At 64.3% G+C, this 23,946-nt stretch carries 22 protein-coding genes; 16 read left to right on the top strand and 6 right to left on the bottom strand.

Annotated elements, in window-relative coordinates; translation table 11 throughout:
- The first annotated feature begins 187 nt into the window (after window positions 1-187).
- Together CIK76_RS07100 and pdxS are read left to right on the top strand one after the other, a co-directional pair.
- Window positions 188-784, top strand: coding sequence for a hypothetical protein (locus CIK76_RS07100; protein WP_096284858.1), 597 nt, complete (start codon window positions 188-190; stop codon window positions 782-784).
- A 165-nt stretch (window positions 785-949) separates the two neighbouring features.
- A complete protein-coding gene (pdxS, locus tag CIK76_RS07095; protein WP_096284856.1) occupies window positions 950-1,858 on the top strand; it encodes a pyridoxal 5'-phosphate synthase lyase subunit PdxS in 909 nt (302 codons plus the stop codon).
- Between the two features lie 234 nt (window positions 1,859-2,092).
- On the opposite strand, the gene CIK76_RS07090 is transcribed toward pdxS, so the two are convergent.
- Window positions 2,093-2,287 carry a hypothetical protein gene (locus CIK76_RS07090; RefSeq protein WP_141393501.1) on the bottom strand — a complete coding sequence of 65 codons (195 nt, stop codon included), beginning with the start codon at window positions 2,285-2,287 and terminating at the stop codon, window positions 2,093-2,095.
- A gap of 381 nt (window positions 2,288-2,668) precedes the next feature.
- On the opposite strand from CIK76_RS07090, the gene CIK76_RS07085 reads away from it, so the two are divergent.
- Window positions 2,669-3,229: a dihydrofolate reductase family protein gene (locus CIK76_RS07085; protein ID WP_096284852.1), complete on the top strand. Its 561-nt coding sequence runs from the start codon at window positions 2,669-2,671 to the stop codon at window positions 3,227-3,229.
- A 73-nt stretch (window positions 3,230-3,302) separates the two neighbouring features.
- On the opposite strand, the gene CIK76_RS07080 is transcribed toward CIK76_RS07085, so the two are convergent.
- Together CIK76_RS07080 and CIK76_RS07075 are read right to left on the bottom strand one after the other, a co-directional pair.
- Window positions 3,303-4,067: a GNAT family N-acetyltransferase gene (locus CIK76_RS07080; RefSeq protein ID WP_096284850.1), complete on the bottom strand. Its 765-nt coding sequence runs from the start codon at window positions 4,065-4,067 to the stop codon at window positions 3,303-3,305.
- On the bottom strand, window positions 4,067-6,079 hold the full coding sequence (locus CIK76_RS07075) for a M3 family metallopeptidase (RefSeq protein ID WP_096284848.1): 2,013 nt from the start codon (window positions 6,077-6,079) through the stop codon (window positions 4,067-4,069). The genes CIK76_RS07080 and CIK76_RS07075 overlap by 1 nt, the downstream gene beginning before the upstream one ends.
- A gap of 72 nt (window positions 6,080-6,151) precedes the next feature.
- Here CIK76_RS07075 and CIK76_RS07070 point away from each other — a divergent pair, with 72 nt between their 5' ends.
- On the top strand, window positions 6,152-7,291 hold the full coding sequence (locus CIK76_RS07070) for a CapA family protein (protein ID WP_096284846.1): 1,140 nt from the start codon (window positions 6,152-6,154) through the stop codon (window positions 7,289-7,291).
- 140 nt (window positions 7,292-7,431) lie between these two features.
- The gene (locus CIK76_RS07065) at window positions 7,432-7,842 is read left to right on the top strand and encodes a hypothetical protein (RefSeq protein WP_096284844.1); all 411 of its coding nucleotides are present in this window, start codon (window positions 7,432-7,434) and stop codon (window positions 7,840-7,842) included.
- A 101-nt stretch (window positions 7,843-7,943) separates the two neighbouring features.
- Here CIK76_RS07065 and CIK76_RS07060 read toward each other — a convergent pair whose 3' ends face one another.
- Window positions 7,944-8,774: an aldo/keto reductase gene (locus CIK76_RS07060; RefSeq protein ID WP_096284842.1), complete on the bottom strand. Its 831-nt coding sequence runs from the start codon at window positions 8,772-8,774 to the stop codon at window positions 7,944-7,946.
- Window positions 8,775-8,985: 211 nt separating this feature from the next.
- On the opposite strand from CIK76_RS07060, the gene pdxT reads away from it, so the two are divergent.
- From pdxT to CIK76_RS07015, 9 genes are all read left to right on the top strand, one after another.
- Entirely contained in the window at window positions 8,986-9,597 is a 612-nt protein-coding gene (gene pdxT / locus CIK76_RS07055; protein ID WP_096284840.1) for a pyridoxal 5'-phosphate synthase glutaminase subunit PdxT, read from the top strand.
- Window positions 9,598-9,600: 3 nt separating this feature from the next.
- Window positions 9,601-10,359 (top strand): YebC/PmpR family DNA-binding transcriptional regulator, encoded by a 759-nt coding sequence (locus CIK76_RS07050; RefSeq protein WP_096284838.1) that lies wholly within the window; start codon window positions 9,601-9,603, stop codon window positions 10,357-10,359.
- A gap of 8 nt (window positions 10,360-10,367) precedes the next feature.
- On the top strand, window positions 10,368-10,976 hold the full coding sequence (locus tag CIK76_RS07045; RefSeq protein WP_096284836.1) for a crossover junction endodeoxyribonuclease RuvC: 609 nt from the start codon (window positions 10,368-10,370) through the stop codon (window positions 10,974-10,976).
- 61 nt (window positions 10,977-11,037) lie between these two features.
- A complete protein-coding gene (ruvA, locus tag CIK76_RS07040; protein WP_096284834.1) occupies window positions 11,038-11,655 on the top strand; it encodes a Holliday junction branch migration protein RuvA in 618 nt (205 codons plus the stop codon).
- Window positions 11,656-11,664: 9 nt separating this feature from the next.
- Complete coding sequence (gene ruvB / locus CIK76_RS07035; protein ID WP_096284832.1) at window positions 11,665-12,714, top strand: Holliday junction branch migration DNA helicase RuvB; 1,050 nt, start codon at window positions 11,665-11,667, stop codon at window positions 12,712-12,714.
- 140 nt (window positions 12,715-12,854) lie between these two features.
- Complete coding sequence (gene yajC, locus CIK76_RS07030) at window positions 12,855-13,262, top strand: preprotein translocase subunit YajC (RefSeq protein ID WP_096284830.1); 408 nt, start codon at window positions 12,855-12,857, stop codon at window positions 13,260-13,262.
- A 57-nt stretch (window positions 13,263-13,319) separates the two neighbouring features.
- The gene (gene secD, locus CIK76_RS07025) at window positions 13,320-15,017 is read left to right on the top strand and encodes a protein translocase subunit SecD (protein WP_096284828.1); all 1,698 of its coding nucleotides are present in this window, start codon (window positions 13,320-13,322) and stop codon (window positions 15,015-15,017) included.
- Window positions 15,010-15,984, top strand: coding sequence for a protein translocase subunit SecF (secF, locus tag CIK76_RS07020; RefSeq protein ID WP_096284826.1), 975 nt, complete (start codon window positions 15,010-15,012; stop codon window positions 15,982-15,984). Before secD ends, secF begins: the two co-directional genes overlap by 8 nt.
- 222 nt (window positions 15,985-16,206) lie before the next feature.
- A complete protein-coding gene (locus tag CIK76_RS07015; RefSeq protein ID WP_096285285.1) occupies window positions 16,207-18,474 on the top strand; it encodes a bifunctional (p)ppGpp synthetase/guanosine-3',5'-bis(diphosphate) 3'-pyrophosphohydrolase in 2,268 nt (755 codons plus the stop codon).
- A gap of 58 nt (window positions 18,475-18,532) precedes the next feature.
- Here the strand turns inward: CIK76_RS07015 and CIK76_RS07010 are convergent, their stop codons facing one another.
- Together CIK76_RS07010 and CIK76_RS07005 are read right to left on the bottom strand one after the other, a co-directional pair.
- The gene (locus tag CIK76_RS07010; RefSeq protein WP_141393500.1) at window positions 18,533-19,138 is read right to left on the bottom strand and encodes a hypothetical protein; all 606 of its coding nucleotides are present in this window, start codon (window positions 19,136-19,138) and stop codon (window positions 18,533-18,535) included.
- A 58-nt stretch (window positions 19,139-19,196) separates the two neighbouring features.
- Entirely contained in the window at window positions 19,197-20,555 is a 1,359-nt protein-coding gene (locus CIK76_RS07005) for a DUF349 domain-containing protein (protein ID WP_096284822.1), read from the bottom strand.
- 143 nt (window positions 20,556-20,698) lie between these two features.
- Here CIK76_RS07005 and hisS point away from each other — a divergent pair, with 143 nt between their 5' ends.
- Both hisS and aspS read left to right on the top strand, forming a co-directional pair.
- The gene (gene hisS / locus CIK76_RS07000; RefSeq protein ID WP_096284820.1) at window positions 20,699-22,024 is read left to right on the top strand and encodes a histidine--tRNA ligase; all 1,326 of its coding nucleotides are present in this window, start codon (window positions 20,699-20,701) and stop codon (window positions 22,022-22,024) included.
- 72 nt (window positions 22,025-22,096) lie between these two features.
- Window positions 22,097-23,893: an aspartate--tRNA ligase gene (gene aspS / locus CIK76_RS06995; protein ID WP_096284818.1), complete on the top strand. Its 1,797-nt coding sequence runs from the start codon at window positions 22,097-22,099 to the stop codon at window positions 23,891-23,893.
- Window positions 23,894-23,946 lie beyond the last annotated feature (53 nt).

The following is a 23,946-nucleotide window of genomic DNA, read 5'->3' as shown; positions in this document are numbered from 1 at the left end:
CCATGAACCCTAGTGCCGGCGCTGCGTCCCAGCCGCTGCCAAGTGCCGCAGAGCCACGCGAAATGCCGGAGGCGTCCTGCGGGCCAAGAATGGTCAAGCACGAAGTGGCAAACCTCGCGGCCCTGTCCTGGGGCGATAACGCCGGATCCGCCAAGCATCGTGGCGACTTCCCGCCCGGGTGCGCGCCATGACACCGACCGGAACCCTTGAGGAGCTGCGTGCCTGGATCATCGGCGGGACAGAGCATGAAATGCGTTTCGCGGTCCAAGGCGCCGCGCGGTATTCCATCGGCACCCTGATCGAGTTGCTCGAAGAGCTGCAATTTGACTACGACGAGGCGTGCGACAAGTTCCTGCGCGGCTGGCTGGAAACACTCAGCCCGCTGGAGCGCCTAGCGGCCGCGGTGCGCACCCGGCACTTCTACCAGCTGGGTCTGTGCGCGATCCCGCAGGCGGCGGATCGCGCACTGCTGCAGGTACTGGACTCAGTGGAGCCAGCCGTCGAGGAGCTGGCCGAAAACTTCGAATCGACCCATCGCCGCGCCAGCGATCCGGATCCCTCTTTCACCAAGCGCTACACCTCGCGCCTTCTGGCCTACGCAGGGCAACTGCGTTCGGTGGCAGCGGATATTGGCAACGATGCGCCGCTGCTGCGACATATCTCCGCTGAGGTGGCGCGCCTGGAGCGGGCAAATCCTGAAGGGAGCGGACAGCCGGAAAAATACCGGGTTGCGGACGCCCTGGACGCCGAGCCTAAAGTCCCATTCAAAAAACGTGTTGACTAGTGCTTAAACGTGGAATCTCAATGTTACGCACTAACCGATAATTAGGGGATGAATCTACCTGTAGTCGTTTGTGACGCAACACGGGAGGTAATAAAGCAAAGCGCTCCTACGATTACTGGCATAGCACCATTGTGCAATCACGTGTTCGAAAGGAATTTCCCGAAAATGTCATCAGCAGATCAGCGTCGCGATACCGTCGTCGGCTCCCAGCGCGTCAAGCGCGGCATGGCCGAAATGCTTAAGGGCGGCGTCATCATGGACGTTGTCACCCCGGAACAAGCACGCATCGCCGAAGATGCCGGTGCGGTGGCAGTGATGGCACTTGAACGCGTTCCTGCCGACATTCGCGCCCAGGGCGGCGTCTCGCGGATGAGCGACCCGGACATGATCGACTCGATCATCGCCGAGGTCTCCATCCCGGTGATGGCCAAGGCCCGCATCGGCCACTTCGTCGAGGCGCAGATCCTGCAGTCCCTCGGCGTGGACTACATCGATGAGTCCGAGGTCCTTTCCCCGGCGGACTTCGAGCACCACATCGACAAGTGGCCATTCACCGTGCCGTTCGTCTGCGGCGCCACCAACTTGGGCGAGGCCCTGCGCCGCATCAACGAGGGTGCGGCAATGATCCGTTCCAAGGGCGAAGCAGGCACCGGCGACGTTTCGAACGCCACCGGGCACATGCGCAAGATCCGCGCCGAAATCGCCAAGCTGGCGGCCCTGCCCGAGGACGAGCTCTACGTGGCGGCCAAGGAACTGCAGGCCCCGTACGAATTGGTCAAGGAAATCGCGCACACCGGCAAGCTTCCCGTGGTGCTGTTCACCGCCGGTGGCATCGCCACCCCGGCCGACGCTGCGATGATGATGCAGCTGGGCGCCGACGGCGTATTCGTCGGCTCGGGCATCTTCAAGTCAGGCAACCCGGAGCAGCGCGCCGCTGCCGTCGTGAAGGCCACCACCTTCTACGACAACCCGGATGAGCTGGCCAAGATCTCCCGCGGTCTGGGCGAAGCGATGGTCGGCATCAACGTCAACGAGCTGCCAGAGCCGCACCGCCTCTCCGAGCGCGGCTGGTAATAGCTGCCAACTGACACTCTCCGGGGTCACGCTGCCTGTAATTGGTGGCGTGGCCCCGGTTCGTTATGCCCGTCGCTGCAGGGAGATGCGTCGATCAACGGATAATTGCGGTTGGCAGATGGTGAACTTCCGACGAGCACGAGACGCAATATGAATCTGCACTGGAGGCGGGCACAGCTTGGCACGACCCGCCCGCACAGTGGCGAGTCCACGTAGTTCATTCGAAAAAAGGGGCTACTTCGTTTCATTCGGGTGGCTCGTGTCAACCTGTTCCAGGAAGACCGTGCGCTCGTGGACATAGAACCAGATGCGGGCCGCGCCCTTCGCTGTCCGCTTATGTTGCCACCGCTCGTGCGACGTCTCCCCGCGGGAGATCATGCCGAGCTCGTCCTTGAGCCCATAGTTCAACCGCCAAGGCATTTTCGTCACGCGAGTGGTCGAGCGCGAGGACTAACCCGACGTTGCGCTGGCCCGGTGCGTTCTGCGGATTCCCGTAGTGCCCAATGAGTCGATCAATCTGTTCCTCGACGGATAGCCACGGCTTCATGTACACCGCCATGGGCCTGCCAACAAAGAAAATCAGCCCGCGCCTTGCGGCAACGGGCTGATCATGATGACTAGAAGTCTAGCGCAATGAGCTTGAGCACCTGCCTCTTCTGGAGGCGAATGCGCCGTTGCCAATGCGAACGACGATCAGTTCTTGCCAGTCGACAGCCGGCAACCGCCGAGGGTTTTCGGCCTTCGCGAAGAGTTCCGTGCAGGCGCCGGTGCCGAGCTTGCAGTAGCTCCGAAAAATGGCAGACTGAGCCCATGACACAGATCATTTTCGACGCGGCCGTCACCCTGAATGGCTTCTTGGCCGATGAGAACCACAGCCTGCAATGGCTCTTCGACGTGCCCGGTGCCGGCGAACCCGATCCGGGACTGCTGCCGCAGAACGTGGGCGTGCACGTGGAGGGCGCCAACACCTACCTATGGGTGCTGGAACACGAAAATCTGCTGGCCGAACCGGCCAAGTGGCAAAAGCTCTACGGGGACAAGCCCACCTACGTCTTCACCCATCGGCAGCTGCCGATCCCCGAGGGGGCGAACGTGAAACTAGTCAGCGGCTCGGCCTCCGAGCAGCTGCCGGAGCTCCGCCGCGCGGCGGGCGAAGCTGATATCTGGGTGCTCGGCGGAGGGGAACTGCTCGGCCAGTTCCTCGATATCGATGCGCTCGATCGACTCGCGCTGACCATTGCTCCGGCGACGGTGGCCGGGGGAGCGGCCCTGCTGCCGCGCAGCATCGGCAGCGAGCGGCTGGAGCTGGCCGAGGCGCGCCAGGCTGGCCCCTTTGCCCGGCTGGTCTACCGGGTCAAAACCCTGGCCTAGGGCAAACAGGAGTTAAACGGCTGTGGCGGGACCCGGTGAAAACCGGTGTCCCGCCACAGCCGCAAGCCGCAATCTAGTTCCAGGAACGCAGAATCATATGCCTTCCGCGGCCGAGCAGACGCAACCCATTGGAGCTGAAGAATTCGGCACTGCCCGGGGTGCACGCGGCCAGCAGCTCCTGGGTTTTTTCCTCATCGGGCGGATCCAGCGGGTTGATCAGCGAACGCGACAGCCCGTGCAAGAGCGCGGTCCCCACGCCCTGGCGCCGATAGCCGGTGCCCACCGCCAGGGAATGCACCATCAGCTGCCCGCCCAGACCCTGCTGCACGAATCCGCGTCCGACGATATCCCCCTCCTCGGTGCGCGCCACCGCGTGCTCCACGCGGCGCAGCGCCGGGTGGCCGCTGGAGAGCTGTGTGGAGGTCTCGCGCCACAGATTCGTCACCTTCAGCTCGGCGGCATCCGGGCCGGTGGCCTCGGGAACGTTGTTGCCCAAACGGATTTTTCCCTCCCAGCGATTCATCGGGATCGCCAGCCGTCCGGCATGCCAAGCGATCTGCGCGCTGTCGGTGAAGCCGGCTTCCTTCAGCCCCTTGGCATCGGACCCGGAGTTCACCCAGGCCTCCACCCGTTGGGCACCCAGCCGCATTCCCTCGGCCAGCGCCGGACGCAGGCCCGCGGGCTCGGCCTGCTCGGGGAAGAGCAGCACCAGGCGCTTGCGCACCGGCTGCCAGGCCCAAGAACAGCCGTGGGTGGTAAAGATCTTGCCGCCGGTGGCTACCGCGAGGGCCTGCTGCCAATGGCTGAGAGCTTCCTGCGCGGAGGCAATTGTCGTCATTATTCTGCGTTCACCAATCCTCGACGGCGCAACAGCGGTTCGACCCGTGCGCTGCGGCCGCGGAACATTTCGTAAGACTCAAGTGGATCGCGCGTATTTCCACGCGCGAGCAATTCCTCACGGAACCGCATTCCATTTTCGCGCATTAAGCCCCCGTTTTCCTCGAACCACTGCACAGTGTCGGCATCCAGTACTTCGGACCAGATGTAGGAGTAGTACCCGGCCGAGTAGCCGTTGGCGAATATATGCTGGAAATACGCGGTCCGATAGCGTGGCGGGATCAGTTCTGGGGTGAACCCGAAGTTGGTTAATGTCTCACGCTCGAATTCTTCCGGGTCGGTGATGCGCGTGCCGGGCTCCAAGGTATGCCAGGCCCAGTCGAGCACGCTGGCCGCCAGGTATTCGGTGGTCGCGAACCCCTGGCCCCACAGCTCGGCCGCGCGGATCTTCTCAATCAGCTCATCCGCCAGCGCCTCGCCGCTCTCATGGTGCCGCGCATAGCCGCCGACTACCTCGGGATGCAGCACCCACATCTCGTTGACCTGCGAGGGGAATTCGACGAAGTCCCGCGGCACCGAGGTCCCCGAGAGCGTCGCATACTTCCCGTCGGAAAGCAGACCGTGCAGGGCATGGCCGAACTCGTGGAAGAGCGTATTGGTCTCATCCAGGGTCAGCAGGATCGGCTGCCCGGGCCCCGGGGCCGGGATATTGAGCGTATTGGTGACGATAGGGCGTTCGTGAAGATCCGCGGCGGCGTCGCGGATCGAGGTCATCCAGGCCCCGCCCTTCTTCGTTTCGCGTGCCAAGAAGTCTCCGCTGTACAGGCCCAGCGGGCTCCCGTCGGCATCGAATACCTCCCACACCCGCACCTGCGGATGGTAGGTCGGCAAATCGAAGCGTTCGCTGAAGCTGAGCCCATAGAGTTTTCCGGCGGTGGCGAACACGCCCTGGTGCAGCACCGAGTCCAGCTCGAAGTAGGGGCGCAGGGCCGCCGAATCCACCGCATAGCGCTCGCGCAACACCTGATTGGAATAGTAGGACCAGTCCCAGGCGTTCAGCTGACCGCCGGCCAATTCGCGCAGCGTTTCCGCTTCTGCATCCGCGTTCCGCACCGCGGCCAGGGTCAGCTCCTTCAGGCGCGTGGCCACCGCCTGCGTGGAGGGTGCCGTCGCGTCGGCCAGCACGGTTTCGGCATGGTTGGCATAGCCAAGCAGTGCCGCCCGATCGGCCCGCAGCGCGGCCATCTCCGCGGCCAGTGGCAGCGTTGAATTTTCGCTCAAGCCGCGGCTGAGCGACGCTTCGAATACCTTGCGCCGGGACTCCGACCGAGCCAAGGATGCCAGCACTGGCTGCCCGGTGGGGGAAACCAGCGGCAAGAGGCATCCGGACTCGTGCCCGGCGGCTGCGGCCGCGGCGCGGGCGGAGTCCAGCTGGGCCGGTTCCAGGCCTTCAAGCTCTTGGGCATCGGCAAAGTAGACCGCGTGGGCGTTCTGGTTTTCCAGCGCCTTGCTGGAGAACTCGGTGGACAGTTGGGAAAGCCGCGCATTCAGCGACTTGAGCTCTTCCTTGGCTTGCGCGTCCAATCGGGCGCCAGCAAGCTCGAAAGATTTGAGCGTCTCTCCGGCCAGCCGGGCATCTTCGCCCTGCAGTGTTTCCAGGTCTACACCGCGCAGCCGCGCATAGAGATCCGGGTTCAGCTGGATCTCGTCGCGCTGTGCGGTCAGGATGCCGTTGAGTTCGGACTGGATCTCGCGCAGCTCTTCGGTGCCGTGCGCCGAAAGCACGCTGAAATAGGCCATGAGCGTGCGGCGCAGCAACTGCCCGCTGCGTTCCAGCGCGAGGAAGGTGTTCTCGAAGCTCGCCGGGGCAGAGTCGGCCACGATGGCCGCTATCTGTCCAAGGTGCTCCTCGGCACCGGCATGGGCGGCCTGCAGGTAATCTTCGGCAGTGATATTCGCGAAATCTGGCCACTGGTAGGGCAGCTGGCTGGGGTTCAGAAGCGGGTTTGGCATAGTGCCAGATAACCACAGGACACGTGATTTAGCTTGCATTAACACGGTCGCCCAGCCGCTAGGCTGGAGCCCATGAAGCAACGCGCGCTCCCGGTGTTCCTCGCATTCCTCCTGCTCACGAGCTGTTCTGCGAACACCTCCGGTGAGCCGACGCCGACGGCCAACGCACCGCAAAGCAAGCCAGCGCCCGTCCCAAGCACCCCCAGCCCTCCTCCCGAACCGCAGGAGCTCTCGCTGATGGCCACCGGGGATGTGCTGCTGCACCCGCAGCTGCTTGCCGAGGCGGAAACGGGCGATGGCCATGATTTCGCTCCGCTGCTGGCCGGGCTGGAGCCCTATGTGCAGGACGCGGACGTAGCCTTGTGCAACCTGGAGACGCCGATCGGCACCGCGCCGTACTCCGGCTACCCGATGTTCAGCGTCCCGGCGCAGATCGTCACGGACCTGGCCAAGCTCGGCTACGACGGCTGCACCACCGCCACCAACCACACCGTGGACAAGGGCACCGCCGGGGTCAACCGCACCCTGGACACCCTGGAGCAACAGGACCTGTTCGCCACCGGCTCCTACCGCACCGCCAAGGAGGCCGCGGAGCCGCCGATCATGACGGTGGATGGGGTGAAGTTCGGGATCATCGCCAGCACCTATTCGCTGAACGGGATGCGCGCGGACGCCGACTGGCAAGTGGATACCGGGGTGGGCGCGGCCAAACTCATCCAGCGGGCCAAGCAAGCGGCCAAAGATGGGGCCGAAATCGTTGTCGCCGCGATCCACGACGGCGCCGAATACAGCAGCAAACCCACCGAGGCGCAACGCCGGCTCGGGCGCGCCCTGGCCGAATCCGGCGCCTTCGACTTCATCTACATGCACCACACCCATTCGGTGCTGCCCATCGAGAAGCACGCCGGGACGTGGATCGTCTACGGCCTGGGCAACTCGGTGGCCAAGCATGCCACCCCCACGATCCTGAACCGCGAGGGGATCAGCATCAAGGCCACCTTCACCCGCGACCCGAAGGAGGACTGGGGGCTCAGTGAGCTGGCCTGGGTCCCGCATCAATTGAGCGAGTCCCCGGTGCGCTGGTGCCAGGTCGCCACCGCCGATGACTGCCTGCCGGCCGCCGACGCCAAGGCTTCGCTTGCGCGCACCACACAAACCGTGAACGCCTTTGATGCATTCGACGACGGACTGGTGCCATGGGAAGTCGACTAGCCAGTTGCCCCGCGCCCAGATCTACGGTGGCCTCCAAGGCCGTGGGCCTTGGAGGCGCCCAGGTCATCGCAACAGCTGTCCGAGGCGTACTGCGGTTACTCTTGCAATTTTTTGGCAGCCTCAACTTATAGGATCAAATCATGGCCGAAGACCGCATCGCGAAATTGGAAGAAGAAATCTCGGAACTGCGAGATCTGCTGACTTCTCTCACGCTCAGCGTGCAGTACCGGGAAGATATGGCATTCGAGGCCGCGCTTGCCTATAACCAAGTCGCCGGGCAAACACGAGCCGCCTTGATTCTGGTGTTGGGCTCCATCCAGAGTCGCGCGCTAGGAGAAGCACCGCGGCAGGTCAGCCAGCCATCGATGCTGGAGCCGTTCCCTGTTCTCGCCGAAGCCCAGGAGCCCGGGAGCATTGACTTGGCCGAAGCGATCCGGCTGGTTGCCCGGCTCGTCGGAAACCAGGAGCAGGCCTTCAACGTGTTCAAAGCGCATCAGGCCAGCGGCTTCGGAGCCGAGGCGTACAGGCGCCTGGGCTTGGGACTGCGCTGATTGAAGGCGATGGGCCAACCCTGCTTATCCAGGAGTCCCTGGGTCGCAATCCGCAGTCGAAGACCGTCTTTTAATGAAGTCCACCGCCTTTTGATGCGGGACTAGTGCCCGAAGCTGTCCGAGTCCATCTTCGGGCCGTCCCCGGAATCCAGCGCATCAATCGCGCGCATTTGCGCATCCGTCAGCTCGAAATCGAAGATGTCCAGATTCTCCGCCTGCCGCCGCGGATCCGCCGACTTCGGCGCGGCCCCGCGACCGGACTGCACATGCCAGCGCAAGGTGATCTGCGCCGGGGTTTTCCCGTAGTGCGCCGCCGGGGCGCTAATCGCCTCGGCCTGCAGGAATGCACCCATCCGGCCCAGCGGGGTATAGGCCACCGTGCGCACCCCGTGCGCGTCATTGGCAGCCAGCGTCTCGGCGTTCAGGTGCTCGGGGTCGATCATGATCTGGTTCACCGCCGGCAGCAGCCCGGCCTCGCGTACCGCCTGCAGATGCGCCGGCTTGAAGTTCGAGACGCCGGCCGCGCGGATCTTTCCCTGTTCGCGCAATTCGATGAGCCCGGCCAGCGCGTCGGTGAAGGTGCCCTGGTCCGGGTTCGGCCAGTGGATCAGAAACAGGTCCAGGTAGTCCACACCCAGGCGCTGCGCGGAATTCTCGAACGCCTGGCCCACCCCGGAGAACGAATGCCAGCGCTTGTTGAATTTGCTGGTCAAGAACACCTGATCGCGCGGCAGCCCGCTGGCGCGCAGCCCGGCGCCCACCGCCTCTTCATTCTCATAGTTTTCGGCGGTGTCTACATGCCTGTAGCCCAGGCGCAGGGCGCTGGCGACGGCGTCCCGCGCTTCGTTCCCGCGCATCGGCCAGGTGCCTAGGGCCAGCGCGGGCATATCCACTCCGCCTGGCAGTTCCAGGGTTTGGTACCGGTCGTCCATCGGGTATCTCCTTGGCGAATCGGGTGCGTTAACGGCCAGCGGATTTCGCGCCGGACCTCAAAAGCAAGCTACCAACATTGCCCGCCGGCGGCCAACGTGTCCACGACACACCGGGAAACATGCGCCGCGTCACGTGCCACCAGGCACTACCGTTGATCCGTCGCTGAATTTCCGGCGCCACTTCAGCCCAGCAATATTCGAAGGTAGATTCATGACGGTTATCGGCGTGCTCGCGCTCCAAGGCGACTTCCGCGAACATCTCAACGCCCTGTCCGGGCTCGGGGTCAAGGCCAGCGCGGTGCGTACCGTCGAGGAGCTGGCGGCGGTCGATGCGCTGATCATCCCGGGCGGTGAATCCTCGGTGATCGACCGGCTGACGCGCAGCTACGGGCTGGCCGAACCGATCAAGGCGCGCCTGGCCGCCGGAATGCCGGCCTATGGCTCTTGCGCGGGCATGATCATGCTCGCGGACCGGCTGGACAACCCGGCGGTTTCAAGCATCGGCTTGCAGCAGCAGACCCTGGGCGGGATCGACATGCTGGTGCGCCGCAACGCCTTCGGCCGGCAGGTCGACTCCTTCGAATACCCGCTGGAATTCGCCGGGCATAGCCTCGAGGCGGTGTTCATCCGCGCACCCGAAGCCCTCGAAGTCGGGCCCGACGTGCAGGTGCTCAGCACGGTTCCGGCCCCCGAAAGCCGCGCACAAGGTAGAATCGTTGCAGTACGCCAGGGGAATTTGTTGGCCACCAGCTTCCATCCGGAAGTTACCGGTAGCCGCGCTATCCACGAATTTTTCATTAATATCACGCGAGGAGACGCTTAAAGCATGTCAGGCCACTCCAAATGGGCAACCACTAAGCATAAGAAGGCCGCGATCGACGCCAAGCGCGCCAAGGCCTTCGCTAAGTACATCAAGGGCATCGAAGTCGCCGCTCGTGTCGGCGGCGCCGATATGGCCGGCAACCCGGCCCTGGAACTTGCGGTCAGCAAGGCGAAGAAGAATTCGGTCCCGATCAACAACATCGACCGTGCCGTCAAGCGCGGCGCCGGGCTGACCGGCGAGGTCGTCGACTACACCGAGATCATCTATGAGGCACGCGGCCCGCAGGGCTCGGCGCTGCTGATCGAGTGCCTGACCGACAACAAGAACCGTGCGGCCTCCGAGGTCCGCGTGGGCATCAACCGCAACGGCGGCTCCGTGGCCGACCCCGGCTCGGTTTCCTACCTGTTCGCCCGCAAGGGCGTCGTCCGCCTGCCCAAGGGCGAGCTGACCGAGGATGACCTGCTGATGGTGGTGCTCGATGCCGGCGCCGACGAGATCCTGGACGAAGAGGAGAACTTCGCCATCGTCTGCGATCCCTCGGATCTGCGTGCCGTGGCCGCGGCTTTGGACGAAGCCGAGATCGCCTACGAAACCGACGAGATGGAATTCATCCCGTCGATGAAGGTGGACCTGGACGTCGAAGGGGCGCGCAAGTTCCTGCACCTGTACGACGCGCTGGAAGAACTCGATGACGTGCAGAGCGTCTACACCAACGCCGACCTCTCCGACGAGGTCCGCGCGGCCCTCGACGAAGAGAACTAAGCACCGGCTTGGCCCTGCGCATCGTAGGCGTCGACCCCGGCCTGACCCGTTGCGGGCTGGCCGCGGTCGACGTCGCCGCCAATCGGCAGGTTGAACTGGTTGGCTTCACCGTGGCCGGCACCCCGACGGGCACTCCGCTGGACGCGCGCCTGCTGGCCATCGCCGAGGCGATCGACGCCTGGCTCGAACTGCACCAGCCCGACGTGCTCGCCTTGGAACGCGTCTTCGCTTCGGCGAACGTGTCCACGGTGATAGGCACCGCCCAGGTGACCGGCATCGTGATTCTCGCCGCGGCTCGCCGCGGCATTCCCGTGGCTCTGCACACTCCGACCGAGGTGAAGGCCGCGGTCACCGGCAGCGGCCAGGCCACCAAGGTTGCCATCGGCAAGATGGTCGCAAAGATCTGCCGGCTCGACGAGCCGCCCAAGCCCGCCGATGCCGCCGATGCGGTGGCCCTGGCCATCGCCCACGGGTGGCGCGGTGCGGCGGTCGGGTCCAACGCCTCGGCCTCGGCCTCGGCCACCGCCGGGCGGGTCGGTTCGAACCAGCTCACCGCCGCCCAGCAGGCGTGGATCGCCGCCGAAGCCTCGTCGAAGCGCCGGGCAACCCGCCGCTAATCGCCATTCGTAGGTATCTTCGATAAGCTGGGATCGTTCGAACATATTTTTGAGGAGTGGCATGATCAGCTCACTGACCGGCACGGTCCAGGCGGCAACCCTGAATTCCGCGGTTATCAACGTCAACGGCTTCGGCATGCTCGTGCACGCCACCCCCGCCACGCTGTCCACCCTGCACCTGGGCCGCGAGGCCACCGTGCACACCTCGATGGTGGTGCGCGAAGACTCGATGACCCTTTTCGGTTTTGCCACGCCCGATGAACGCGAGGTCTTCGAGGTGCTCATCGGCATCTCGGGCATTGGCCCGCGCACCGGATTGGCGATCCTGGCGGTGCACACCCCCGAAGAGGTCCGCATCGCGGCGAACACCAAGGACACCGCCGCCTTCACCAAGGTCTCCGGCATCGGACCGAAGGGCGCCAGCCGCATCGTGCTGGAGCTGAACGGAAAACTCGTACCTACCGGAGTGGATACCGCAACAGGCCGCCCGGGCACCGCCTCGGTGTGGGAGCCGCAGGTTATCGAGGCACTCACCGGCTTGGGCTGGACCGAAAAGGATGCCCAGTCCACGCTCACGGCGCTGGGCAAGGCGAATCCAGAGGTTGTCGAAACCGGCAACGTCTCCGAAATACTGCGTGCGGCCCTGCGCAGCATGTCCACCGGCGCCCGCGCCCGATAGGATGACCCCGTGAATGAGTCCACGCAGCTGACAAACGCCGGAAGCGAACCGGAAGAACGGGTGATCGAGGCCGCCCTGCGCCCGCGGAACCTGGATGACTTCGTCGGCCAGGGGCGGGTGCGCCAGCAGCTTTCGCTGGTGTTGGAAGCGGCAAAAATCCGCGAGCGAACCGCCGACCACGTGCTGCTCTCCGGACCTCCGGGGCTGGGCAAGACCACGCTGTCGATGATCATCGCCGCCGAAATGAACGCCCCGCTGCGCATTTCCTCCGGCCCTGCCATCCAGCACGCCGGCGACCTCGCCGCGATCCTCTCCTCGCTCACCGAGGGGGAGGTGCTCTTCCTGGATGAAATCCACCGCATGTCCCGTCCGGCCGAAGAGATGCTCTACATGGCGATGGAAGATTTCCGTGTGGACATCATTGTCGGCAAGGGGGCCGGAGCCACCGCGATCCCGCTGGAAATTCCACCGTTCACCCTCGTGGGTGCGACCACGCGCGCCGGGCTGCTGCCCGGGCCGTTGCGTGACCGCTTCGGCTTCACCGGGCATCTGGAATTCTATGCGGTCGAAGAATTGGAACTGGTGCTGCGCCGCTCGGCGATGATGCTCGACCTGCGCGTGACCTCCTCCGCATTCAGCGAGATCGCTAGCCGTTCGCGAGGCACCCCGCGTATTGCCAACCGCCTGCTGCGCCGCGTGCGCGACTGGGCGCTGGTCAACAAGCTCGAGCAGATCGATGCCAGCGCCGCAGCCGCTGCCCTTGAAATGTATGAGGTCGACCCGAGGGGGCTGGACCGGCTGGACCGTTCGGTGCTCGAAGCGCTGTGCAAGAAGTTCGGCGGCGGCCCGGTGGGGCTATCCACCTTGGCGATCGCCGTCGGAGAAGAAAGCGAGACGGTGGAAACCGTCGCCGAGCCCTTCCTGGTCCGCGAAGGCTTGATGGGGCGCACCCCGCGTGGCCGTATCGCGATGCCCGCGGCGTGGGAGCATCTGGGCCTAGTGATGCCCAAGGACGCGATTTTTGCCGGAGCCCAAAACTATGAAACCGATGTGGATTAGGTGAATAACTCTACTCTGCCCGCGTAAATGGCTAGGCGATTTGCTTTCAGCCATTAGACTGGAGACGCCCGACACATGCCCCGATTTTGGCATGCCCGGGCGTCTTAATTCTTTTAACGAATCGTTAGCAGGTATTACACGTGAATTCCCTCGTCCTTGCCCAGGCAGCCGGTGGCGGCTTCAACCCATCCATAATCCTGATGGTGGCGCTGTTCGCAGTGCTGATCATCATGATGATCCGCGGCCGCAAGAAGGTCTCCAAGCAGCAGGAAGCCCTGAAGACCAAGTCGGTTCCGGGCGCCAAGGTGATGACCAACTCGGGGATCTTCGGCACCATCATCAGCATCGATGAGCAGGATCGCGTGCTCGTCGAGGTCGCCAACGGCGTCGTGCTCACCTTGCACCGCCAGGCCATCTCCACCTTCCTGGACGCCGATGCGCCCGCCGCCCCGGCCGAAGACGCCGAGCAGGCTCCTGCCGTCGCCGAATCCCCAGAGGAAAGCCTGCGTCGTTTGAACGGCGAAGGCAAGGACGACCGCAACGCCTAAGGCAGGCACCATCGCGGTGGTAAACCATCACGCCACCAGTTCAAGAAAGCACAATAGATGTCATCAATTGGACCTGTAAAACAGGCACGCAAGGCGTTGCTGTGGTTACTGGTCGTCTTCATCATCGCAACCGGAGTCCTAGTTGCTGGTGTATCGACGGGCCAGACCAGCGCCGCCCCGAAGCTTGCGCTAGACCTTGAAGGCGGCACCCAGATGATCCTGGCCCCGCGGGTCAAGGGGGATGAAAGCATCGGCCAGGAGCAGCTGGACCAGGCGGTGGAGATCATCCGCCAGCGTGTAGCCGGCTCGGGTGTCTCCGAAACGGAAATCACCACCCAGTCCGGGCGCAACGTCGTCGTTTCGATGCCCGGTACCCCGGACGCCGAAACCCGCGAGCTGATCCAGGCTTCGGCCAATATGGAATTCCGCCCGGTGTTGATCACCGGTTCCTTCGAGGCTACGCCCGAGGAGCAGCGCACCGCCGAGGCGGACGTGCCAGAACCAAATGGCGAGCCGGAGAACCCTTCGGACACCAACTGGATCAGCAAAGAGATCTACCAAGAGTTCGAAGCCTATGACTGCCCCACGGTGCTCGCGGAGCGTGAAACCACCGAGCAGGATCCTACTAAGCCCACGATCTCCTGCGACCCGCGCCAGGGTGTGAAGTACATCCTCGGCCCGCAGGAAATTCCGGGTGACCAGATTTCCGATGCCTACGCCAATCTGGCGCGCGGCGTGCAGGGTGCGGTCACCGGCGAATGGGTCGTGGTCATCGAGTTCAACAAGCAGGGTGCCGAAACCTTCGCGGAAACCACCCAGCGCCTGATTGCCTTGCAGGGTTCGCAGAACCAGTTCGCGATCGTGCTCGATGGAACGGTGATCTCCGCTCCGACCACCAACGCGGTGATCTCCGATGGCCGCCCGCAGATTTCCGGCGGCTTCACCGAAGAATCCTCCCAGGCGCTGGCCCAGCAGCTGAAGTACGGCGCACTGCCGATCAGCTTCGAGATCCAGTCCGAGCAGCAGGTTTCCGCCACCCTCGGTAGCGACCAGCTCAAGGCCGGCCTCATCGCCGGCGTCATCGGCCTGGTCCTGGTGTTCATCTACTCGCTCTTCCAATACCGCGCACTGGGCCTGGTGACGATCTTGTCGCTGCTGGTTTCCGGCGTGCTCACCTATCTGGCGATCGTGCTGCTTGGCTGGGCGATGAATTATCGCCTGTCGCTGGCCGGTGTGGCGGGTCTGATCGTCGCGATCGGCTTGATCGCGGACTCCTTCATCGTGTACTTCGAACGCGTGCGTGATGAGTTGCGCGATGGCCGTTCGCTGGCCAGCGCCGTGGACGTGGGCTGGTCCCGCGCCAAGCAGACCATCCTGGCCTCCAAGGCGGTCAACGTGCTGGCCGCCGTCGTGCTCTACGTGGTGGCGGTGGGCAACGTGCGAGGCTTCGCCTTCACCCTGGGCCTGACCGCAATCATCGACCTCGTCGTCGTTTACGGTTTGACCCACCCGACGCTGATGCTGCTGGCGCGCACGAAGTTCTTCGCCGATGGACACCGCCTCTCCGGGCTGGATCCATCCTTGCTCGGCGTGGTGCCGCTGTACCGCGGCGCGGGCCAGGTCCGCCGCTTCAACGAGAACGTTGAGACGAACCGGGGCAAGAAGAACTCCAAGGCGAGCGGCGAGGCTGCCAAGCGCATGACCATCGCCGAACGCCGCCGCGCCGAAGCAAACCGGGAGGAGAACAATGAATAAGCTCGCAGAGTGGGGCAACCAGCTCTACACCGGGAAAACGTCCTACCCGTTCACGCAGAAGCACCGCCTGTGGTTCCTGATCGCAGCGATCCTGGTGATCGCCTCGATCCTGGTCCCGGTGGTCAAGGGCGGCTTCAACCTGGGCATCGATTTCCGCGGTGGCTCGGAATTCATGGTTTCCGGAGTGCAGAATACCGACATCAGCCTCGGCGAGGACGTGGTGAAAACCGCCGCCTCCGGCGCCGAAGCCACCGTCACGAATATCGCCCCGGGCACCATGCGCGTGCAGACCGAACGGCTCAGCGACGACCAGACCATCACGGTGGCCGGCGAGCTGGCCGAAACCTATGGGGTGGACTCCAGCGAGGTGACCAGCAACTTCATCGGCCCGACCTGGGGACAGGACGTCTCACGCCAGGCGATGCTGGGCCTGCTGGCTTTCGTGGTGCTCGTCGGGTTGCTGATGGCCGCGTACTTCCGCACCTGGAAGATGTCGGTCGCCGCCATCGGGGGCCTGTTCGTGGTCATCATCATCACCGCCGGAATCTATTCGCTCTCCGGTTTTGAGATCACCCCGAGTGCGATCATCGGCTTCTTGACGATTCTGAGCTATTCGCTCTACGACACCGTGGTGGTGTTCGACAAGGTCCGCGAGAACACCAAGGACTATGAACAGCAGCAGAAGCGCACCTTCCAGCAGCTGGTGAACCTCGCGGTGAACCAGACGCTGGTGCGTTCGATCAACACCTCGGTGGTGGCGGTGCTGCCGGTCGCGTCGATTCTGTTCATCGGCTCCTACCTGTTGGGCGCCGGTACGCTCAAGGACCTGTCCTTGGCGCTGTTCATCGGCATCATCATCTCCAACCTGTCCACGTTGTTCGTGCAGGCGCCGCTGTACAGCTGGCTGCGCCACCGCGACGAGGACGTGCGCAAGCACACCCAGAAGCTCGAAGCGCTCGACGCCTAGGCATCCGGTCGCTTCCACCGCAGATTCCGTGCGGAGAAGCTGAACGACTAGTGCCTCGGATCCACCGATCCGAGGCACTTTCTCGTCTCGGAAAAGTTCGCGTAATTAGTTGTCACCGCGCGAACGTGCTATAACGAATGAACTAAAACAATGCATGGAGCCGGCCTCACGAGCTTGGCACCTAGCACCGTTATGACCGGCGACGGTGGGAAGGAGCGAGGCATGGCAAACACGCCGAACCTGAACAATTCGAAGCGGCGCTCGATCTCACGCCTAGTACGTTTTGCGGGCCGAGGAAGCACACCGAGCACCTCGCCGACCTTGGAGCCGCTGCTGCGCACGGTGAAGTCCAAGCATCCCAAGGCGGACCTGGACCTGCTGATCCACGCCTACGAAGTGGCCGAGAAGCACCACGAGGGGCAAAAGCGCAAGAGCGGGGACCCCTACATCACCCACCCGGTGGCCGTAGCGACGATCCTCGCCGAAATGGGGATGACCGGTTCGATCCTCGCCGCCGCGCTGCTGCACGACACCGTGGAAGACACCGACTATTCGCTGGAATCGGTCACCAAGGAATTCTCCGAAGAGATCGCGATGCTCGTGGACGGCGTCACCAAGCTCGACAAGGTCACCTACGGGGACGCGGCCCCGGCCGAAACCGTCCGCAAAATGGTGGTCGCGATGTCCCGCGACATCCGCGTGCTGCTGATCAAGCTCGCCGACCGGCTGCACAACGCGCGCACCTGGCGCTACGTGTCCCCGGAGTCCAGCTCCCGCAAGGCGAAGGAAACCCTGGAGATCTTCGCGCCGCTGGCCCATCGGTTGGGCATGAACGCGGTCAAATGGGAGCTGGAAGACCTCTCCTTCGCCGCCTTACACCCCAAGGTGTACCAGGAGATCGTGCGCATGGTGGGGGACCGCACCCCGGAACGCGAAAAATACCTGGCCAGCCTCCGCGAACGGCTGAACAGCAAACTCGGCGAGCTGAACGTGCACGCCGCGGTGACCGGGCGCCCGAAGCACTACTACTCGATCTACCAGAAGATGATCGTGCGCGGCAAGGATTTCGACGACATCCACGACCTGATGGGCGTGCGCATCACCGTCGACTCGGTGAAGGACTGCTACGGCGCGCTGGGCGTGGTGCACGCCGAATGGAATCCGCTGCCCGGACGGTTCAAGGACTACATCGCGCTGCCGAAGCTGAACCTCTACCAGTCGCTGCACACCACGGTGATGGGTCCCGAAGGCAAGCCGGTGGAGATCCAGATCCGCACCCACGAGATGCATCTGCACGCCGAGAACGGGGTGGCCGCGCACTTCCAGTACAAGCACGGCGAACGCGGCGATTCGATGCTCTCCGCGGAGAAGAACATGGAATGGCTGCGCTCGTTGATGGAGTGGCAGGAAGACACCACCGACTCCGAGGAATTCCTCGACGGGTTGCGCTACACCATCAACTCCGCCGAGGTGTACGTGTTCACCCCGAAGGGCGACATCATGTCGCTGCCGGTCGGGGCCACGCCGATCGACTTCGCCTACTCCATCCACACCGATGTAGGCCACCGCACCATCGGCTCACGGGTCAATGGCAAGCTCGTTCCGCTGCACACCGAATTGAAGCAGGGCGACGTGGTGGAGGTCTTCACCTCCAAGGCCGAGGATGCCGGTCCTTCACAGGACTGGCAGAACTTCGTCAAATCCCCGCGCGCCAAGGCGAAGATCCGCGCCTACTTCAGCAAGGAGCGCCGCGAAGAAGCGATCGAAAAGGGCAAGGAGCTGCTCACCAAGGAGCTGCGCCGCAATCAGCTGCCGCTGCAGCGGCTGATGACCCACGAGCTGCTGACCACGGTGGCCACGAACCTGCACCACGTGGACATTTCGGCGCTTTACCAGTCCGTGGGCGACGGGCATACCAGTGCGCAGAACGTCATCGAGCATCTGGTGGCGCTCACCGGCCCGCCAGCGGGCGAACAGGTCGACGAGGAAGCCACGGTCACTCCGAGCCTCGCCAAGCCCACCACGGGCAACGACGCGGGCGTCATCGTCCAGGGCGTGGGCGATGTGCTGGTCAAGCTGGCCCGCTGCTGCACCCCGGTGCCCCCGGATGACATCGAAGGCTTCGTCACCCGAGGTGCCGGCGTCTCGGTGCACCGCACCGACTGCCTGAACCTGGCTCAGCTGGCCCAGCAGCCGGACCGGCTGGTCTCGGTCGCCTGGGCGGAGAAGCACCACGGGGTGTTCGTGGTCGAAATCCAGGTGGAGGCGCTGGACCGCAAGCAGCTGCTGTCAGATGTCACCCGGATCCTGTCCGAAAGCCACCTGAACATCCTCTCGGCCAGCGTGCAGACCAGCCGCGAACGCGTGGCGATCTCGCGCTTCTCCTTCGAGATGGGCGATCCGAAGTTCCTGAGCCACGTGCTCAACCAGGTCCGCCGCATCGATGGCGTGTACGACGTCTACCGCACCACCGCCGGCAGCCGCCGGTAGGCAGCATTGAGCCGAACCCCGCCACCGCGACCCGAGGTCAGCGGTGGCGGGGTTCGCTTTATGCCGCGCGCGCCTGGTAGGACTGCACCAGCCGCAGCGCGCGTTCCACCGGGGGAGCGGAATCGAGTCCCGCGAGCCGTTCGCCCACGGCGGCCAGGTTCAGGAACGGATCCTGGAGCCGCTGGATCTGGTTGAGCACGCTCGTCGCGATCGGCAACGGGTCGAAGCAGGCCACATCGCACACGGTGCGCAGCAATCCGGTGAGCTTCACCCGCTTGCGGTTCACCAGATCCGCCTCCTCGATCGGCAACTGCACAAATTCGAAGCTCAGCGAATTTCCGGGGCGGTAGGGCCGATGGTAGGCATTCGAAGAGATGCAGATCGTATTCACATGGGGCAGCAATCCGTGGATCCAGGCCGCGGTTTGCTGGCAGAACACGTCGTTTCTGCCCAGCTGGCGCCCGGCGAGGAACGCGGCGATGCCGGCGCGGGCGCTCGAGTCATAACGGAACCTGGTCTCCACAAAGCACCCGCCAATGGATTCGCGCAGCAGCCCATGGGTTTCCATGGCTCCGAGCTCATTGCGGGTGAAGGGTTCGCCGACGAGGAACAGGTCTTCGGGGATACGCAACGCGGCGACGCGCTGTCTTGTAACTTTCTCCATGAAGCTACTGAACCAGCAAGCGCCGCCGCGTAGGGGGTGTTCTGCCGAACTGTGGATTCTACTCCAGGTCGGCTGCCGACTTTTCCAGGGTGTTCAACCACATCTGACGGGCGTCCAAGGCCTCCTGGGCCTTGGCGATCCGCTTGGCGTTGCCCTGCTTCTTCGCCGCGTCAAGATCCGCTTCGAGAGCCGCGATGGTCTCCTGCAGCTGGGTGAGCATCGAATTCGAGCGGGCCTTGGTCTCCGGGTTGGAACGGCGCCACTGCTCGTCTTCGGCGCCCTTGACACCCTCTTCGACCTGGCGCAGCGCCGATTCGACACGCTGCAGGTCCGCGCGCGGAACCTTGCCTGCCTCTTCCCAGCGGCCGCGGATGACATCGAGCTTCTGCTTGGTGATGGTCAGATCCTTCACCGGCAGCAGCGCGCGGGCCTCTTCGAGCAGGGCCTCCTTCACCACGAGGTTCTGCGCGTATTCGGCATCGACCTTCGCGTTTTCGGCGGCGCGGGCCTGGAAGAACACATCTTGTGCCGCGCGGAAACGGCCCCAGAGCGCGTCGTCGTCCTTGCGCGAGGCGCGGCGGGACTTCTTCCACTCGTCCATCAGCTTGCGGTACTCGGCGGCGGTCCCCGCCCAGTCGGTGGAGCTCGCCAGCGCCTCGGCGCGCGCGATCAGCTCTTCCTTGACCGTTTTGGCCTGCGCGTTGGTCGCGTCCAGCTGGGAGAAGTAGGCGCGGCGGTGCCGGTCGAAGGTGGTGCGGGCGGCGCGGAAGCGCTTCCACAGGGCATCTTCGGTGGCACGTGGCAACCGCACGGAGGAACGCTGGGTTTCCTTCCACGTGTCGAACAGCTCGTTCATCTCAGAGGACGCGGTCTTCCACTGGATCTGCTCGGGACGCTTCCCGGCCAGTGCCTCCGCCTGCTCGACCAGTCCTTCGCGGACCTTGAGCTGCTCGGCGCGAGCGGCCTCATTCGCCTGGCGCTGTGCGGCGGACAGGGTGCTCACCGCGCCGCGCAAGGACTCGATGCGGGCCTCGATGGCGCGGATGTCGCCGACCAGGTGGCGTTCGGCCACGGTCGCTGCGAGGGTGTCGAGGGTTTTGGGCATGTCGCCGCTGGGCGCCTTGGCCGCGACCCGCTGTTCGAGCAGCATCAGCTGCGAGACGACGTCATCGTACTTGCGCACGAAGTAGGCCAGGGCCTCTTCTTCGCTGGCGTCCGGGTACTGCCCGACCGGATGCTCGGTGCCGTCGATGATGACAAACACGTGCCCATCGTCGGTCACACGGGCAAATTTGGCCGCTTCTTCGAGGGGAGTGCTGTGGTCGACGGGCTGAGCCACTACCGGCTTCGCCACTGGCTTATGGGCCTGTGGCAAGGGGATGTTCGGGCTGTCGTCGGATTTCTGACTGGTGGTCACCGCTGAAACTCTTTCGCTTTACTGTTCGCTTGCTAGAGGTAACTCTACCTGTGACCTCCGTTTCTTAGTAAGCCGACGTGCACAGTAATCCAATGTGTTGCGTCGTAGGATAGATGGGCAACCAATTTGTACTAAGGAGTTTCATGGCACGCAAGGCCTCACTATCAGGTTTCCCCGAATGGCTTCCGGCCGAGCGGGCCGTCGAACAGCATGTGCTGGACACCTTGCGTCGCACCTTCGAACTCCATGGCTTCGCCAATATCGAAACGCGCGCGGTGGAAACCCGCGGGCAGCTGCTGCGCAAGGGCGAAATCGACAAGGAAGTCTACGGGCTCTCCCGGCTGGCCGCCGAAGCTGAGGACAAGAACGACCCCAACGCGCTGGCGCTGCACTTCGATCTGACCGTGCCCTTCGCCCGCTACGTGGTGGAAAACGCCGGACACCTGGCCTTCCCGTTCCGCCGCTACCAGATGCAGAAGGTCTGGCGTGGCGAGCGCCCGCAGGACGGGCGCTTCCGCGAATTCACCCAGGCGGATATCGACGTCGTCGGCGAGGGCAGCTTGCCCTTCAGCTACGACGTGGAGCTCGCGCTGACCATCGCGGATGCGCTCTCCGCCCTGCCCATCGGCGACTTCCGGCTGCGCGTGAACAACCGCAAGCTGGCCGAGGGCTTCTACCGCGGGCTGGGCCTGGAAGACCCGGACGCGGTGCTGCGCGCCATCGACAAGCTGGAGAAGATCGGCGAAGACGGCGTCGCCAAGATCCTGGTCACCGAGCTCGGGGCCAGCGAAGAGCAGGCCCGTGCCGCGCTGGCGCTCGCGGCGATCCGCACCCTGGACACCGGTTTCGTCGCCCAGGTGCGCGCCCTGGGCGTGGAGCACGAATTGCTGGACACCGGGCTCGACGAGCTCGCCCAGGTCATCGACGCCGCCTCGAAGCGTGCCCCGGGCAAGGTGATGGCGGATCTGTCCATCGCCCGCGGGCTGGATTACTACACCGGCACCGTCTATGAGACGGTGCTCGTCGGACACGAGTCCCTCGGTTCGATCTGCTCCGGCGGACGCTACGAATCGCTGGCCTCGAAGGGCAAGAAGAACTACCCGGGGGTGGGCCTGTCCATCGGTGTCACCCGGCTGATCTCGCGCATCCTCGCCGAGGAGCTGGCCAGCGCCGCGCGCGCCGTGCCCTCGGTGGTATATGTCACCTTGGCCAACGCCGATTCCTGGCACCAGGCCCAAGACGTCGCCTCCGCGCTGCGTGCCCGCGGCATCGCCTGCGAGGTGGCCTCGAGCGCCGAGAAGTTCGGCAAGCAGATCAAGTACGCTGACCGCCGCGGGATTCCGTTCGTCTGGTTCACCCAGGAGGACGGCACTCACGAGGTGAAGGACATCCGCTCCGGCGAGCAGCTGGCCGCGGATGCCGCCAGCTGGAAGCCGCCGGCCGAAGATCTGCACAACACCGTCAACTAGCTGCGGTGCACTAAACTCGTCATCGAGAAGAACTGAAGAGATTTCACGTCTCAACCGACCGAAAGGATCGTAGTGCTACGCACTCATCAGCTGGGCGAACTCCGCGCCGAGCACATTGGACAGCAGGTCACCCTCACCGGTTGGGTCGCGCGTCGACGCGACCACGGTGGTGTGGCGTTCCTCGATTTGCGCGACGCCTCCGGCTTCGCCCAGATTGTGGTGCGCGACGAAGAGGACTTCCACCCGCTGCGCAATGAATTCGTGCTGCAGATCAAGGGCACCGTTGAGCGTCGCCCGGAAGGCAACGAGAACCCGAACCTGCCAACCGGTGAGATCGAGGTGATCGCCGATGAGGTGATCGTGCTGAACACCGCCGCGGCGCTGCCTTTCCAGATCGATGAGCACGTCGAGGTCGGCGAGGAGGCGCGGCTGCGCCACCGCTACCTGGATTTGCGCCGGCCGACCCCGGCCCGCAACCTGCGTCTGCGCTCCGAGGTCAACCGTGCCGCGCGCAACCTGCTGCACGACGAGGGCTTCGTCGAGATCGAAACCCCGACGCTGACCCGTTCCACTCCGGAAGGCGCCCGCGACTTCGTCGTGCCCGCCCGACTGAGCCCGGGCGCCTGGTACGCGCTGCCGCAGTCCCCGCAGCTGTTCAAGCAGCTCTTGCAGGTCGGCGGCTTCGAGAAGTACTACCAGATCGCGCGCTGCTACCGCGATGAGGACTTCCGTGCGGACCGCCAGCCGGAATTCACCCAGCTGGATATCGAAGCTTCCTTCGTCGAGGAAGATGACATCATCGAGCTCGGCGAGAAGCTGGTCAAGGAAATCTGGTCGTTGATCGACGTTGAGATCCCGACCCCGATCCGCCGCATGACCTACGCCGACGCGATGTCCAGCTACGGTTCGGACAAGCCGGATCTGCGCTTCGGCCTGGAACTGACCGAGATGACCGAGTACTTCGCGAACACTTCCTTCAAGGTCTTCCAGTCCGCCTATGTCGGCTCCGTGGTCATGCCAGGTGGCGCCGCGCAGCCGCGCCGCACCCTGGATGCCTGGCAGGAATTCGCCAAGCAGCGCGGCGCGAAGGGACTTGCCTACGTGCTGCTGAAGGAAGACGGCGAGCTGGCCGGCCCGGTGGCGAAGAACCTCTCCGATGAGGAGAAGGCCGGGTTGGCGCAGGCCACCGGCGCGAAGCCCGGTGACTGCATCTTCTTCTCCGCCGGCGACAAGGCCGAATCCCGGGCATTGCTCGGTGCGGTGCGCGTGGAGATCGGGCACCGCACCGGGTTGATCAAGGACGGCGACTGGGCGTTCGTGTGGATCGTTGATGCGCCGATGTTCGAGCCAGCCTCCGCGGCCGTCGCTTCCGGCGACGTGGCGGTGGGCGCCGGCGCCTGGACCGCAGTGCACCACGCCTTCACCAGCCCGAAGCCAGAGTTCATGGACACCTTCGACACGGATCCGGGCTCGGCCCTGTCCTACGCCTACGACATCGTCTGCAACGGCAACGAAATCGGTGGCGGTTCGATCCGTATCCACCAGCGCGACGTGCAGGAACGTGTCTTCAAGCTGATGGGCGTGTCCGACGAGCAGGCGCAGACCCAGTTCGGCTTCCTGCTGGAGGGCTTCAAATTCGGCGCTCCGCCGCATGGCGGCATCGCCCTGGGCTGGGACCGCGTGCTGCAGCTGCTCACCGGTTCCGAGTCGATCCGCGACGTCATCGCCTTCCCGAAGACCGGTGGCGGATTCGATCCGCTGACTGCCGCTCCTGCGCCGATCACCCCGGCGCAGCGCAAGGAAGCGGGCATCGATTTCAAGCCCGAGAAGAAGAAGGCCGAGGCCCCGGTGGCCGAAGCCGCCAAGTAGGTTCATAGTTCAGCTTCGCGGACTACAGCCGCAAGGAGCAGGTTGAAACGATT

The sequence above is a fragment of the Glutamicibacter sp. BW80 genome (genome assembly GCF_002332385.1).
In the GTDB taxonomy this organism is placed as follows: domain Bacteria; phylum Actinomycetota; class Actinomycetes; order Actinomycetales; family Micrococcaceae; genus Glutamicibacter.
Note: the sequence above shows the minus strand (reverse complement) of the source record. Positions and strands in the feature narration are given on the sequence as shown.